Raw genomic sequence first — 15191 nt, 5'->3', positions numbered from 1 at the left:
TGCTTACCTCTTACGCCACGGCCAGGGTGCGCCGTTCGCGCAGCAAGGCCGTGAAGGCGTCCGCCGCCAGGGGGCGGCTGAAAAAATAGCCCTGCATTTCATCGCAGCCGTGTTCCGTCAGGAAGTCGACCTGTGCGCGCGTTTCCACCCCTTCGGCGATGACGCGCATGTCGAGGTTGTGCGCCAGCGAGATGACGGAACGGGCGATGGCCGCGTCGCTGCTGCTGGTGGTGACGTCGTCGACGAAGGATTTGTCGATCTTCAGCACGTCGATGGGAAAACGTTTCAGGTAGCCGAGGCTGGAATAGCCGGTGCCGAAGTCGTCGAGCGAAATGCCCACGCCGATATCCTTCAGGCGCGTCAGGGCCGCCACGGCCTTGTCCGGGTCGCCCATCACCGTGCTTTCCGTGATCTCGATGCCCAGGCAGGCGGGCGCGATGCCGTATTTGCGCAAGGCCGCCTCGACGAACGGCACCGTGCGGTCCTGCGCGAACTGTTTGCCGGACAGGTTGACGGCCACCTTGATGCTGCCCAGGCCCGCGTCGTGCCAGGCGCGGATTTGCGCGCACACGCTTTCGAGCACCCATTCGCCGATGGCCGTGATCAAGCCGTATTCCTCGGCCAGCGCGATGAACAGGCCGGGAGGCACCTTGCCCAGCACCGGATTATCCCAGCGCAGCAGGGCTTCCGCGCCCAGCAAGGCGCCCGTGCGCAAGCACATCTGCGGCTGGTAGTGCACTTCGAATTCATCGCGGCAGATGGCGCCGCGCAGCTGCTGCTGCATGGCCAGGCGGGCGCGGATATCGCTGCCCATGCGCTCCGTGAAGAAGGCGTAATGGTCGCGCCCCATTTCCTTGGCCCGCACCAGGGCCGTGTCGGCATGGCGCAGCACGTCGTCGAGGCTGTCGCCGTCGGCCGGGCACATGGCGATGCCAATGCTGGTCGTCAGCGCCAGGCGCTCGCCGTCGACGCTCAGTTCCTCGCGCAAGCCGGCCAAGATGGTTTGCGCCAGTCCCAGGGTACGCCCCAGCAGGGCATCGTCCTGCAGCAGGATCTGGAATTCGTCGCCGCCCTGGCGCACCACCGTGTCGCCCTCCTGCACGCAGCCGGACAGGAAACGCGCCACCACTTGCAGCGCCTTGTCGCCGACGGCCTGGCCATGCGAATCGTTGATGTTCTTGAAGCGGTCCAGGTCAAGACACATCAGCACCACCTGCTGGCCGTCGCGCAGAGCGTTCGCGCGCGCCTGTTCGAAGCGCTCGCGCAGCAGCACGCGGTTCGGCAAGCCCGTCAGCGCGTCGTGGTAGGAGAGGAAATCGATCAGATGCTGCTCGGCCTTGCGTTCGCTGATGTCGAGGAAGACGCCGATATAGTTGACGACGGCGCCATCGGGGCCGTGCACGGTGGAGGCGCTGAGCAGGCAGGGATAGGTGTCGCCGCTCTTGCGTCGTGTCTGCACTTCGCCAGACCAGCAGCCGCTGCTGCGCAAGCCCTGGCGCATGGCCTGCAACACCGCTTCCCCGGTGTGTTCCGCATGCAGGCGCAGGATGTCCGTGCCCACCACTTCCGGCGCCGCGTAGCCGGTGATGCGTGTAAAAGCGGGATTAGCCGTGACGATGACGCCGGCCGCATCCGTGATCAGGATGGCGTCCTGGGTCGCTTCGAAGACCTGGCCCGACAGGCGCAGCAATTCCTCATTGGCGCGGCGGATCTGCACTTCACGCGCCAGGGTGCTGGCCACCTGCTCCAGTTCGGCCGTGCGTTCGGCCACCCTCCGTTCCAGGTTGGCGCGTTCCTGCGCCAGCTGCAGCTGCGCCCGCGCCAGGCGCACGTGGGCGTCGGTGCGGGCCAGAATTTCCTCTGCCTGGAAGGGCTTGGCGATGAAATCGACGGCGCCCAGCGCAAAGCCGCGCACCTTGTCGTCCGTATCGTACTGGGCCGACAGGAAGATCACCGGCACCTGGCGCAGGGACGGTATCTCCTTCAGGCGGCGGCACACTTCAAAGCCGTCGAGGCCGGGCATGCGCACGTCGAGCAGGATCAGCTCGGGTGGGCGCGCCTGGGCCGTCCACAGGGCCAGTTCACCGTTCGGCGCCTGGCGCACGGCATAGCCGGCGCCGCCCAGCAAATCGCTCAACAGCTTCAGCGAAGCCGGCGTATCTTCAACGATCAGTACTTCGCCCTTCGAGTTCACTTCCGAAAAATCGCGGTGCATGTAGCAGTTCTCTCAGCTTTGGATGAGGCGCGGCGGTCGGTTGCCGCGCTGGACAAGACATTTCTTTGCGATGAACTACGTACTATCATCATAATCTTTATTGCAATTTAGCACCATCCATCGGCGCTACTTAGTCCTTCTTTTCAGCGAATCCGATGTTGTCAGCCCACACTTTCAAACGTGCGCCAGCGCCCCCTCATGATCCAGCAAGTCGCATAACTGGCGGTACTGATGCTGGTCGAGCATGGCCTGCAGCGGCGCCAGCAAGGGCGCAGCCGCCGCCGGCAAGGCCGCCAGCAGCTGTGCCACCCTCGCCAGGTTCAATTCGCGCAGCGCCACCAGCAAGGCGGCGCGTTCTTCCCCGGCCAGCAGCAGCAAGTCTTGCGCGCGCAGTGCCGGCAACACCTCGGGCGCCGGCGCCACGGGCTGCGGCACGGGCGCCGGCACGGGCGCTTCGGCCGCCTGCGCGGGTATGCTGAAACGGAAGGTGGCGCCCTGCCCCGGCGCCGATTCCACCGTCAGTTCGCCTTTCATCAGCTGCACGAATTCGCGCGAGATGGCCAGGCCCAGGCCCGTGCCATCCTTCGGTCCCGCGCTGTCGGCCTGCACGAAGGGCTCGAAGATGCGCTGCTGGTCTTCCTGGGCGATGCCGATGCCCGTGTCGCTGACGGCGAATGACAAACGCCACGTGGCTGCATCGCACCGCTCGCCGCGCACGCGCAAGGTGACTTCGCCGCCGCCGGCAAACTTGACGGCGTTCGACATCAGGTTCAGCAGCACTTGGCGCAAGCGCATCGCGTCGAGCAGCACGGCCGCCGGCAGGCCCGCACAATCGAGGCGCAGGGCCAGCCCCTGCTGCTCGGCGCGCATGCCCAGCATGTCCATCACTTCCTGCAGCAGGGGCGCCAGCGCCACCACGGCCGTCTGCGCCTGCAGGCGCCCCGCCTCGCCTTTCGACAGTTCGAGGATTTCATTGATCAGGGTGAGCAAATGATTGCCGGAACGGTGGATGATGGCCAGGTTGCGCTTTTCATCGTCGTGCATATTGGGCGAGGCGGCCATCAGGCGCGAAAATCCGATCACGGAATTCAGGGGCGTGCGCAGTTCATGGCTCATGTTCGCCAGGAAGGTGCTCTTGGCGCGGTTCGCCGCCTGCGCCTGGCTGACGGCCACCGACAGGGCGCTCGTGCGCTCGGCCACCAGTTCTTCCAGGTGATGGCGGTGGCGCAGCAGTTCCAGTTCGGCCTCGCGGTGCGCCGTGATGTCGTAGTTCGAGCCCACCAGGCGCATGGGCAGGCCTTGCCCGTCGCGGAAGATCACGGCATCGACCTTGATGTAGCGGATGGCGCCATCGGGCCACAGGATGCGGTACTCGTGCGTGAACGCCTGGCCGGCGCCCAGCGCGGCGCGCAAGGCTTCCTTCGCGGCCGGCACGTCGTCGGGCATCAGCGCCGCGCGCCAGATCGCCGCCGGCGCCGTGCCGCTGTCGGCATCGGCCTTGAACTGCGCGTACATCTGCTCGTCCCACTGCAAGGCGCCGCTGCGCACGTTCCAGTCCCAGATGCCGATGCTGGCCGCGCCCGTGGCCATCTGCACGCGCTCCTCGCTGCGCTGCAAGGCGCGGTAGCGGCTGTCGAGCAGCGCCACCATGTCGCGGATGGAGCGGTACAGCGTGCGCAGCTCGCCCAGGAACCACGCTTTCGGCGGCGTGCCGAACGCTTCCCCCTGCCCCGCCTGAATACCGGCCGCATACTGGCCGATCGCCTTCAGAGGCTTGAGCATCAGGCACCACATGAGCAGCCAGATGCCGGCCACGAGGATCACGTCAAGCGCCACGATCATGGCGCCGATGCCCAGCGCACGCTGCCGCAACTGCGCGTGCAGCAGGGCCGGCGTCGCATACACGGCAACGCTGCCGATGACTTGTCCGCCCATCGTCACGGGGCGCCGCTGCACCAGCCAGTCCGGTTCCGCAGACAGCGAGGAAAAGCTGCCGATGGCGCCGTCCGCGGTGCGGCGCAGGACCAGCGCTTCCTTGCCGATGCCCGGCGTCAGCGAGCTGGCCACCAGGTCGCGCTTGCCCAGCATGCTGCGCATGATGGCCTGCATCTGCTTTTCATCGAGATTCCACAAGGGCAGTTCGATGGCCACGGCCAGCTGGTCCGCGCTCACGGACAGGCTGCGCTGCAGCTGCTGCCAGCGCTGCTCGCGTTCGGACTGGTAAAACAGCACGGCAAACACGAGCAGCAGCGCCGTGACGACAAACGTCAGCGCCACGCTGACGGCCAGCACGATGGACACGCCGCCCAGGCGCGCGCCCTTGGATGCGTGAAGCGTCATGCGTCTTCGCCCTGCGGCTCGCTGGCCAGCTGCGCCAGCAAGGCGCACAGCGGCTGGTATTGATGCTGTTCCAGCATGGCGGCGATGTGCGCGGCCAGCTGCGGCAGGCTGGTCGCCACGCCTGACAACACGATGGCGCTGCGGCGCAAATCGAGGGCTTGCACGGATTCGAGCAGCGCCTGACGCTCGGCCGCGCCCAGCTGGCCCAGCGACCGCTGCAAGTCGAAGGTGGCCGCCGGCACGCGCGGCGGCATGGCGCCGGTGCGCTGGAAGCGCACGCCCAGCTGCTGCTCCAGCATGGCGAACAGGTGTTCCTGCTCGATCGGCTTGCGCAGGAAGCCGTCGGCGCCAGCCGCCAGCGCCTCCTGCTTTTCTTCCTCGAAGGCGGAAGCGGTCATGATCACCAGGCGCGGTTGCACCAGCGCCGGCTGCGCGCGCAGCCAGCGCGTCAGCGCCAGGCCGTCCATGTCCGGCATGCGCCAGTCGCTGAGCACGATGTCGTAGCGCTGCGCCGCCAGCATGGCTTGCGCCTGCACGCCGCCCGCAGCCTCGTGCAACTGGAAGCCCAGCGGCGCCAGCAAGCCGGCCAGCAGCTTGCGGCAGTTGTCGTCATCGTCGACCAGCAGCACCATGCGCCCGCGCTGGGCCGGCGGCAGGCGCGCCACGCGGCCCGGCGCCAGCGCTGCGATGGCCGGCTGCTGCAGCACCGGTGCACGCAGTTCGAAACTGAAGCGGGAGCCGGCACCCAAGGTCGATTCGACGCGCAGCTCGCCGCCCATCAGGCGCACGAACTCGCGCGAAATGGTCAGCCCCAGTCCCGTGCCGGCCTGCGCCACGGCGCTGTCGGCCTGCACGAACGGTTCAAAGATGCGTTCCAGATCCTCTTCCGCGATGCCGCTGCCCGTATCGCGCACGGCGAACGCCAGCGCCGCCTGCCCATCGCCGCCCGTCTCGCAGGCCAGCGACAAGGTCACGCTGCCCTGCTCGATGAACTTGAGCGCGTTTGACAGCAAATTGAGCAGCACCTGGCGCAGCTTGGCGCCATCGAGGCGCACCAGCGGCGGCACGCCGGCACGTTCGAGCCGCAGCGCGATGCCTTGGTCGCCGGAGCGCATGCGCACCATCTCGAGCACTTCGTCGAGCAAACCGTTCAAGTCCACGGGTCCCGCTTGCAGCTGCATGCGGCCCGCCTCGATTTTCGACAATTCCAGGATATCGTTGATCAAGGTGAGCAAATGATGGCCGGCGCGGTTGATGATGGCCAGGTTATGTTTTTCTTCCTCGAACATGCTGCTCGAATCGGCCATCATCTGCGAAAAGCCGATCACGGAATTCAAGGGCGTGCGCAATTCGTGGCTCATGTTGGCGAGAAAGACGCTTTTTGCGCGGTTCGCCGATTCGGCCTCGGTGACGGCCACCGACAGGGCGGCCGTGCGCTGCTGCACCAGCTCTTCCAGGTGGTCGCGGTAGCCGAGCAATTCCTGCTCGCTTTGCTTGCGCTCGGAAATGTCGACTATACCGCTACGCACCAGGCGCCGCCCTTCCATCGGCAAGCGCACCAGCCGCACTTCACAAGGGAAGATGCTGCCGTCGGCGCGCCGCACATTGCGCTCGACCAGGATGGGTTCACCGAGCATGGCGCGGCGCAGATGCTCTTCCATCATCAGGCCCAAAGGCATGCCGTCGGGCTGCTCCATGCTATACAGGTCGAACGGTCCACGCGCCAGCAGCGCTTCGCGCGACATGCCCAGCATGCGCTGCGCACTGCTGTTGGCGTCGATGAAGCGGTCCTGGTCCAGGTCATACACGACGATGGCTTCGGGCGCATGCTCGACGAGGATGCGGAAGCGCTGTTCGCTCTCGCGCGCCTCGCTCTCGGCGCGGCGCAAACGCCGCCGCTGCAGCAGCAAGGCGCTCAGCAAGCCGGCCATCACGATGAAGACGCCGGCCGCCAGCAGCACGGCGGCGCGGTGTTCGTGCCACAGCTGCGGCGGACGGTTGAAGAACAGGGTGTCTGGCGGCAGCTGGCTGATATCGGCATCCCAGCGCTGCAGCTGCTCCCAGTCGTACATGGGCACCGGGCGGACCGGCGGCAGCAAGGCGCCCGGCGCGGCAGGGGCCTTGCCGGCCAACACGGCCAGCGACATCTGCGCCACCTGCTGCGCGGCCCCTTCGATGTGCAGGATGGAGCCGCCCAGAATGCCCTTGCCCACGTTCGTGTTGTACATGCCGAAGGCAGGTACGTTCGCCAGCCGCGCCAGTTCGCCGGCAAACTGCACGGGCGTGGCGATGGCGCCTACCACGTCGCGGTTGACGTTGCCCGCCAGCAGCAGCGTATCGGCGGGCAAGTGCGCCACCTTCACGCGCATCTGCGCCAGGGTCAGGCCGTCGAGATACTCCATATAAACCCTGCCCTGCCAAGCCTGCGCCGCCTGCTGCATGTTGCGCTTCAGGGCCTGGTCGGCTTCGCTCGCGCCGACGGCCACGACGATGGTTTTGGTCTCCGGGAACAGCGCCATCGCTTGCGCCAGGGTGCCGGGAAAATCGACGTTCGCCTTTTGCTGCCAGATGGCCAGCGGGCTGCCGGCCGGCAAGGCCTTGCCCGAGGTGTTAATCGCCAGCACGGGCACGCCGCGCGCCAGCGGCGCCAGGTCGGACAGCAAAAAATCGAGCGCCGGCTGCTGCATGGCGATGATCAGGTCGGCCTTGCGGCCCATCATCTGGGTGTATCTTAAAAGCAACAAATCACGCATCTCGTTGCGCAGCGCCGGGTCGCCCTGGGTATTGAGGTTCAGGTGCTCGACCATGATATCTTCGCTGGCCAGGCCCGCGGCGGCCATGGCGGCGACATAAGTGCGCGTGTACGATTCCACGCCGGCACGGCCGTAATCGTAGGCATTGAGGACCAGCACGCGCTGGCCCCGGTGCGGCGGCGCGGCGCTTGCAGCCAGCGCCGGCGCAGCCACAGCGGCGCATAGCATCAACAGCAATGCGCGGCCACAGCGACGCACCGCTGCCCTGCCCATCCCGCCGCCAAGCCGCAAGTCACCCGGCACATCACGCATCATTCGCCATGCCCATGCTCACTCCCGCTGTCACCATGTTTCACCATTGCGCCGACTGCTCAGCCACCGACACTTACAAAAACATGATAACGTCAACTGCTGGGACAAGTCTATTCCTTAGGGCAATCTTTTGACAAGACAACCACCCGCCACGCCAACTATCGTTACGCGGCGGTGCCGCTGATACCGAACAATTCCAGCTTCAGCCCTTTTATGCCGGACGGCACATAAATCGCAATCGCCTGTGCCTTGATCATGCTGTCATAGATACTGCCCTTGTTATCGATCGAAAAGTAATACGTATTGGGCCGCACGGGTACTTCAGCAGGAACCTGGGCCATATGCCGCAGCTCGGCACCCGGCAACGCCCGGCCCAGTAATAGTTCGATATTGTCCGGAGAGGATATTTTGAACTGCAACGGCACCGTGGCAACCAGTTCCAGCGCCGGCATATCAGCGTTGACCGCAAGACAGAGCTCGGTCTGCCGGTCAATCCGCTTGGCATCGAGCAAGCCGTGATAGTGGGTGTTTTGTTGCGTGTCGTTGGACAATGGAATCGGGAAGTAACGCGACAGGAGCACCGTATCGATCAGGTCACGGATGATGCCATCGAGCTTGCCGAAACCGGGAGCCGCGTCATCGTGACAATACGCCGGCAAGTCGCTCAGCGTGTATTTTTTCGAAAACGTCATCAAGCCACCGGCCAATGCCATCAATTTTTCAAACACATATACAGGATGGTGGCGCCGATAACTGGCGCAATGACTGAGCGTGGCGCTGGCCGTGCTCAAGGTATTGAGCATCCAGAACGAGGAAACATCCCCGCCTTGGAATTCAACCGTATTGTTACCGGGTTGACGGTGGCGGCTGTACAGCGCCTCAATTTTCGCGCCCATGCGGTCGATCAGCGAATCGAGCATTTTCTGCAGCGAAGACTCGGCGCTGATGGTCAGGCCAGGCGGAATGAAGGAGGCATCGATTTCAAAGCTGCCATTGCCGGCGCGGTACAAACGGATCACCGGGATGGCAAGGTAATCATGCAGGGGGTCCAGTTGCGACAACAGATACACGCGCTTCTGCAGGTAAGCCACATCGACGCTGACTGCCTCGCTGTACAGATCCGGGGTTTCGATATCCGCCTGGACATAGCGCGCGCCGGCAGCACTCACATTGCCGCCATGTGCCCGCAGCGTGGGCAACGCGGCATAAAAAGTAAAACTATGTTCGCTGGAAGGCAGCTTGGACAAGTCAACTGCACTGGGCAATACATCGCCAAGCGGCGCTTCAAAGAACTCTCCATCCTGAAAGACGAGCGACATGGCGTCCGCCCGCAGGCTATTGTTGGCCAGTGCATCCGCATTCCAGCTGACGCCGTGCACACCCCATAAATGTGGATTGATGAGTGAAGCCAGACGCTGCAGGCGCGCTTCATGGTAGCGGTCCAGCTGCTGGAATTGCTGGGGGCCGATGGCCAGGCCCTCGGACCAAAGTAATTTGGATGGCAATGTCATTGCATTCTCCATGTTGACCGTTGGAATCATGCTGCCTTGCCAGTCTGATGTTGCCAGCTTGGAAGTCCTTGATATTGCACAGCAACCCTGTTCAATTATTGCGCAAACGCAATTTGCCTCTGAGCAAACACTCGGATACTGACCACTCCGCCGCGAAGACACAGGAAAAGAGAGATGGAGGACTTGCTGCCGTATTTCGAACGCGAACTGGTGATGCTGCGACGGCATTGCCGTGAGTTCTCCGAACGCTATCCGAGAATTGCCGGCAAATTGCACATGTCCGGCGAGTCTTGCGAAGATCCGCACGTCGAACACTTGATCGAATCGGTGGCCATGCTGGCGGCACGCATCTCGAAACGGCTCGATGACGACTATCCGCAATTTACCGAAGCCTTGTTCGAAGCCCTGTTCCCGCATTATCTGCGCCCCTTTCCGTCCTGCACCATCGTGCACCAGTCCGCCCCAGCGGCTGAAGCGGGCGTGTTGCACCTGCCGGCCGGCAGCGAAATGGACGCAACGCCTGTGCGCGGCGTGCGCTGCCGCTTCAAGACGGTCTACGGCATGACGACAGGAACATCGGTAGTGGAAAGCGCGGCTTTCGATGCGATGATCAAGCCGCCGCCAGGCGTACGCCTGCCAGCATCAGCCAGTTCCGCGCTGAACATTGGCATCCGACATCTCGATGCGGCGCCAGCATCACTGCGCTTTTTCATCGATGGCGAAGCCTCTTTTTCCGCCGCCTTGCGCGATGCCCTGTTCCTGCATGCAGTCTGCGCTTTTGTGTCCATCGACGCGGTGCAATGGATGGCCTTGCCCGCCTTGCCCTTGACGCCCGTCGGCTTCGCCGACGCCGATGCATTGATACCTTTCGGTGCCCGTTCGCAGCCGGCCTACCGCATCCTGAGCGAGTATTTTGCATATCCGGAAAAATTCAATTTCTTCGACATCGATATCGCGGCGCTGAGTACTGCCCTGCCGCCTGGTTGCCGGCGCTTTACCCTGCATTTGTGCATGGCCGGTTTGCGACCCGACTCCGCTGCGGCGCGCATGTTGTCCAGTATTTCCAGCGACAACTTAAGGCTGGGCTGCAGTCCGGCGGTCAACCTCTTCCGCCAGGAAGGCGTGCCGATCGCCATCACCCGGCAAAAAACCGACTATTCCGTGCTGGCCCATGCGACCCATGCCCATGGTTACGAAGTCGTCACTGTCGATGCGGTGCGTTTGCTGCGCCAACGCGGAGGGGAAAGCACGCTGACCGAATTTCGCCCTCTGTACAGTCTGCGCCATGGCGAGGGCGCGGCGCAACAAGGCCATTACTGGGTCATGCGCCACGACACGACGCTTGCCCTCAAAAGCCCTGGCCATGAAAAGAAAATCACGCTGGTCGATAGCGACTTCAATCCCTTGGTCAATGAAAAAGCCAGCTTGTCGCTGTCGCTGACATGCAGTAACCGCGATCTTCCACTGTCACTCAAATACGGCCAACCGCAAGGAGACTTGCAACCGTGCGGCGGCGGACCTGCACTGCACATGCTGCGACGCCCCAGCCAGCCCCGACGTTTCCCACCGGGCGCGGGCCTGCACTGGCGCCTGATTTCACACCTGGCGCTGAATCATCACGCGCTGGTCCAGGAGGGCCTGCCGGCGCTGCGCGAAATGCTGACGCTATATGACCAGTCCCAATCGGCAAGCTCGCAGCGCCAGATCGGCGGCATCGTCGCGCTGGCGCACTCGCCGACCACGACATGGCTGCGGCACAAGCGCGGCACCTCGCTGGCGCATGGCGTGGAGGTGCGCCTCACGCTTGACGAGGAAGCGTTCGTCGGCAGCGGCATGCACCTGTTTGTACAGGTGATCGATCACTTCCTTGGGTTGTATGTGCAAATCAACAGTTTCATCGAACTGGTGGTGCTGTCAGGGCAAAGCGGAAAGGAGCTGATCCGATGCAAACCAAGAAGCGGACTGCAGAATCCGGTGTAGTCCAACACTTGCTAGCCGAGCCATACCGCTATCAGTTCGTGCAGGCGGTGCGTATTCTGCTGTGCTGGCTGCGTCAGCAGAACGTGTCCCATGCGCAAGCCTTCGGCCACGTGCTGCGCTTCAAGAACAGCTTGTCCTTGAGTTTTCCCGCCAGTGAAATCGAACAGCTCTCGCTCGACGACAATGAGCAGCTGACCCTGACACCCACGTTCATGCGTTTTCTCGGCGTCGGAGGCACCTTGCCCTTGCACCATTCGGAACGCATCGCCGGCCACCGCTTGTCGAGCAAAGACGCTGGCGTATCGGCCTTCCTCGATATCTTTTCGCACCGGATGCTCACACTGTATTACCAAGCATGGGAAAAGTATCGGCTGGAATCCACGCTGCAGACCCAGGCAAGGGATGCACAACTGCCTTTGCTGACGGCACTGGCCGGCGTGCGGCGCGGCGCACTGCCGTCGAGCGGCGAACCGGATGCCGTGACACAGGACGTCGCGGCCTGGTACGCGGGTCTGCTGCGCTGCCGCCCCGTCTCCGCGCAAGCGATTGGTCCCGTGCTGGCCGAGTACTGCGGCGTACCCGTCACCGTGCAGCAATTTGTCGGTGGCTGGGACTATCTGGAAAAAAACCGCCGCAGCCTGCTAGGCAGTGGCAACTTTACCCTGGCACGCGGAGCAACGCTTGGCCTGCGGCTTTGGCGTCAGGACATGCGCGTCTGCCTGCATATCGGCCCGCTGGATCCCGCTGGCCTGCAACGCTTCCTGCCGCGCAGTACAGGCGCGGCGGCACTGGCAAAAATGCTGGCGCTGTTTGGCGTACCGGATTTGCAATATGAAGTGCGGCTGATACTGAGTCCGCCGTGCATCAGGCCCCTGCTCCTGAGTTCCAACCCTTCGGAAAGAAGGCGCCTCGGCTGGACGACGTTCTTGCAGACGGCACAAGGCAAGGTACGCGGCGCGCAGGTGCGTTATCTGCTGCAGCTGGCTTGAGCAGTTTATCCCTGAAAGCGAGGCAAGCATGAAACATGCGGGACGCGGCGTCATCCGGCTAGGAGACGCAACCGATCACGGCGGCAAGGTCACCAGTGCATCGTCAGGCAGCACCGTGATGGGGAAGACGGCGGCGCTGGCCGACGACATGACTTTCTGTCCCAAGTGCAAGGGCAGCTTTCCCATCACGCCGGACGGCACCGGCGCAAAGCACATGGGCAAGCCATACGCCTATGACGGCGACGCCACCGCCTGCGGCGCCCGCCTGATCACATCGCTGTAACGGAGGCAGGGCATGCATGCAAGCATACAGGCGGCGCTATCGGTCTTCGACCTCGCCGCACAAGAGCGGCGCCTGCTGAAGATCGAATTCCCCCATGACGATGGGCCGGCCGGCGCCATCCTGCTGGTCAATTCGCTGACCGCCAGGGAAGAAGTATCGCGCGACTTCCGTTTCGAAGTGGAATTGCTGTCCGATGACGCACACATCGCGCTCAAAGCCATGATGGGCCGGATGGTGACCATTTCCATGGTGCGCGACGACGGCACGCTACGCCACTTTAACGGCTATGTGGGCGAATTCTGCCTGCTGCGCGCCGATGGTGGCTTTGCCTGGTACCGGACGGTGCTGCAACCGTGGCTGGCCTTCGCCCGGCTGCGCCAGGACAATGTGTCCTTTCATGGCCAAAGCGTGATGCAGCTGACCGAAACGACGTTTGCGCACTACGAGCAGCGCGACTGGAAAACCAGCATCCATGGCGACGATCCGCAGATCAGCTGCGCCAACCAGCACAATGAAACCGACTACAACCACCTGCACCGGCGCTGGGAAGCGCTGGGCTGGCACTACTGGTACGAACACCGCGCCGATGGCCACACCTTGTGGCTCGCAGACAATAGCACCCTGGCGGACATGATCGCCACGGCATCCGGCGACGGCGCCATACGTTTCCACTCCGAGTCGGGCTCCATGGAAGACGATGGCCTGCAACAATGGCAAGCCGTGCGCCGGATCGGCTCCGGGCAACTGACCTTGGCCAGCTTCGATTATAAAAACCCTAGACCACATCTTGCCAGCGGCTACTCCCTGAATCGCCAGGGCGACGTCTTTGCCCACGAATTGTATGAAAATACGGGCGCCTATGGCTACAGGACTGTCGATGACGGGGAGTCTCTGGCACAACGCCGCATGGAAGAAAGCGACCATCTGCGCCAGTATTTCGAGGCGGCAGGCAATCATCGCGGCGCACAGCCCGGCCTTTGTTTCCGGCTCGACGGCCATTTCAGCGCCGAGGAAAAGCGCTATCAGCCTGGCCAGGAACGCCCGGACAGTATTGCCGAACGCGAGTACCTGATCCTGTCAGCCGAGCATATCGCCAGCAATAATTATCAGGCTGAACCGGGCGCTCCATCGCATTACGCGAACACGCTCACCTGCGTGCGCCGGGACATACGCTGGCGCCCCGGGCACGGCTACAACAGCACGCCCTGCATCGTTGCCGGCGTGCAGACGGCACTGGTGGTCGGGCCGGCCGGGGAGGAAATCCATACCGATGCACTGGGACGCATCCGCCTGCAATTTCACTGGGACCGCCTGGGCACATTCGATGAACGCAGCTCGCCATGGATAAGGGTCATGATGCCGATGGCGGGACCGCAAATGGGACAGATCGCCTTGCCGCGCGTGGGCCAGGAAGTCGTCGTGCAATTCCAGGACGGCAATATCGACCACCCCATCGTCATCGGCGTCGTCTACAACAGCGCCAACCCGCCGCCGTGGCAACTGCCGCAGCAACGCGCCCTGTCCGGCGTGCGCAGCCGCGAATTGGGCGCGCGCAGCGCCAACCACCTGGTACTCGACGATACTAAGGGCGCGATCCAGGCACAGCTGCGCAGCGAGCACCAGGACAGCCGGCTGTCACTGGGCAACATCACCCGCATCGATGACCATGCCGGGCGCAAGGAAGCGCGCGGAGAAGGATTCGAGCTGTCCAGCAACGCCTGGGGCGCCCTGCGCGCTGCCAAAGGCATGCTGATCACCACAGAAACACCGGCAGGAACTGGATCGATCAAACAGCTCGACGAAACGCACTCCCGCCTGGCGCAGGCGCGCCAACTGCATGAGGGGCTGGCCGGCATGGCCATGGACGGGGGCGCGCAGGACAGCACCGCACAGCAAGGCGCCGTGGCCAACGCCATCCAGCGGCAAAATGCCGCCATCAAGGGCAGCGGCGGCGATTTTCCGGAATTATCGGAACCACATCTGCTGCTGGCCAGTCCGGCCGGCATCGAGCTGAGCACGGCCGAATCGATCCACTTGGCCGCCAGCGAACATGTGGCGCTCACCAGCAGCAAGAATATCTCGCTCGCCAGCGGCGACAGCATGTTTGCCAGCATCGCCAAAAGCTTCAGCCTGTTCGTGCACAAGGCCGGCATGAAACTGATTGCCGCCAGCGGCAAGGTGTCCATTCAGGCGCACAGCGACGAGGTGGAAATCATTGCCCGGAAAGTCTTGTCGCTGATCAGCGAAGCGGACTGGGTCAACATCAAGGGCAAGAAAGGCGTACGCCTGCACGGCGCCAGCCACATGCTGGAAATCAGCGACAAGGTGCAGTTCTTTACCTCCTCGCCCGTGCTCTTCAACGGCAACCTGGAAACCCTGGCGCCGAAGAGCGTGTCGCAGGAATTCAATCAACGGCCACACAGCAGTTTTGACCAGGAAGTGTTGCTGGTGAATGTCGACGATACACCGGCTGTTGGCGTTGCTTTTGAAATTCTGCGCGATGACGGCAACATGGCCGGCAAAAGCGCGCAAGACGGTTCCACACAACTGCAGAAATCCACGGGCATGGATAGCTACATCATTCGCTATAAGGGAGAACTGCCATGAGCAAATGCGATGACTTGAATAAGCGCGGTAATCATCCTGAAAAGTTTGGCCAAGGCGTGGGAGGCTGGGCAGAACTCGCCGTCTCAATGACGGAAACAAAAGATACCGCCCGCCATGAGGTCACCTTACCACCAGGCAAAGTAATTCCTGTCATTTTCCTGCCCGAGCAAGCTTCGTCAAGAAGAATTACGCCGTCCGGAC

The 15191-nt window shown here is 63.3% G+C and carries 8 protein-coding genes; 4 read left to right on the top strand and 4 right to left on the bottom strand.

Annotated elements, in window-relative coordinates:
- Positions 1–10 precede the first annotated feature (10 nt).
- The 4 genes from GYK42_RS05815 to tssK form a co-directional block, all read right to left on the bottom strand.
- Positions 11–2215, bottom strand: a complete 2205-nt coding sequence (locus GYK42_RS05815) for a two-component system response regulator (protein ID WP_166446713.1) — start codon at positions 2213–2215, stop codon at positions 11–13.
- A 174-nt stretch (positions 2216–2389) separates the two neighbouring features.
- Positions 2390–4555: a sensor histidine kinase gene (locus tag GYK42_RS29525; protein WP_166446712.1), complete on the bottom strand. Its 2166-nt coding sequence runs from the start codon at positions 4553–4555 to the stop codon at positions 2390–2392.
- Positions 4552–7536: a sensor histidine kinase gene (locus GYK42_RS05805; RefSeq protein ID WP_166446711.1), complete on the bottom strand. Its 2985-nt coding sequence runs from the start codon at positions 7534–7536 to the stop codon at positions 4552–4554. Before GYK42_RS05805 ends, GYK42_RS29525 begins: the two co-directional genes overlap by 4 nt.
- A 248-nt stretch (positions 7537–7784) precedes the next feature.
- Entirely contained in the window at positions 7785–9161 is a 1377-nt protein-coding gene (tssK, locus tag GYK42_RS05800) for a type VI secretion system baseplate subunit TssK (RefSeq protein ID WP_240943478.1), read from the bottom strand.
- Between the two features lie 144 nt (positions 9162–9305).
- On the opposite strand from tssK, the gene tssF reads away from it, so the two are divergent.
- From tssF to GYK42_RS05780, 4 genes are read left to right on the top strand one after another with little or no spacing between them, the layout of a single operon-like run.
- Entirely contained in the window at positions 9306–11111 is a 1806-nt protein-coding gene (gene tssF / locus GYK42_RS05795; protein WP_166446710.1) for a type VI secretion system baseplate subunit TssF, read from the top strand.
- A gap of 8 nt (positions 11112–11119) precedes the next feature.
- Complete coding sequence (gene tssG, locus GYK42_RS05790; protein ID WP_166446709.1) at positions 11120–12100, top strand: type VI secretion system baseplate subunit TssG; 981 nt, start codon at positions 11120–11122, stop codon at positions 12098–12100.
- Between the two features lie 28 nt (positions 12101–12128).
- A complete protein-coding gene (locus GYK42_RS05785) occupies positions 12129–12383 on the top strand; it encodes a PAAR domain-containing protein (RefSeq protein WP_166446708.1) in 255 nt (84 codons plus the stop codon).
- Between the two features lie 12 nt (positions 12384–12395).
- Positions 12396–14990, top strand: coding sequence for a type VI secretion system Vgr family protein (locus tag GYK42_RS05780; RefSeq protein ID WP_166446707.1), 2595 nt, complete (start codon positions 12396–12398; stop codon positions 14988–14990).
- Positions 14991–15191: the final 201 nt, after the last annotated feature.

The sequence above is a fragment of the Janthinobacterium lividum genome (assembly GCF_011601275.1).
Taxonomy (GTDB): Bacteria; Pseudomonadota; Gammaproteobacteria; order Burkholderiales; family Burkholderiaceae_D; genus Janthinobacterium; species Janthinobacterium lividum_E.
Note: the sequence above shows the minus strand (reverse complement) of the source record. Positions and strands in the feature narration are given on the sequence as shown.

Bases quoted from the DNA above. Each gene is read 5' to 3' on its own strand.
- GYK42_RS05815 (WP_166446713.1), bottom strand. From the start codon at position 2,215: ATGCACCGCGATTTTTCGGAAGTGAACTCGAAGGGCGAAGTACTGATC.
- GYK42_RS29525 (WP_166446712.1), bottom strand. From the start codon at position 4,555: ATGACGCTTCACGCATCCAAGGGCGCGCGCCTGGGCGGCGTGTCCATC.
- GYK42_RS05805 (WP_166446711.1), bottom strand. From the start codon at position 7,536: ATGCTATGCGCCGCTGTGGCTGCGCCGGCGCTGGCTGCAAGCGCCGCG.
- tssK (WP_240943478.1), bottom strand. From the start codon at position 9,161: ATGATTCCAACGGTCAACATGGAGAATGCAATGACATTGCCATCCAAA.
- tssF (WP_166446710.1), top strand. From the start codon at position 9,306: ATGGAGGACTTGCTGCCGTATTTCGAACGCGAACTGGTGATGCTGCGA.
- GYK42_RS05785 (WP_166446708.1), top strand. From the start codon at position 12,129: ATGAAACATGCGGGACGCGGCGTCATCCGGCTAGGAGACGCAACCGAT.
- GYK42_RS05780 (WP_166446707.1), top strand. From the start codon at position 12,396: ATGCATGCAAGCATACAGGCGGCGCTATCGGTCTTCGACCTCGCCGCA.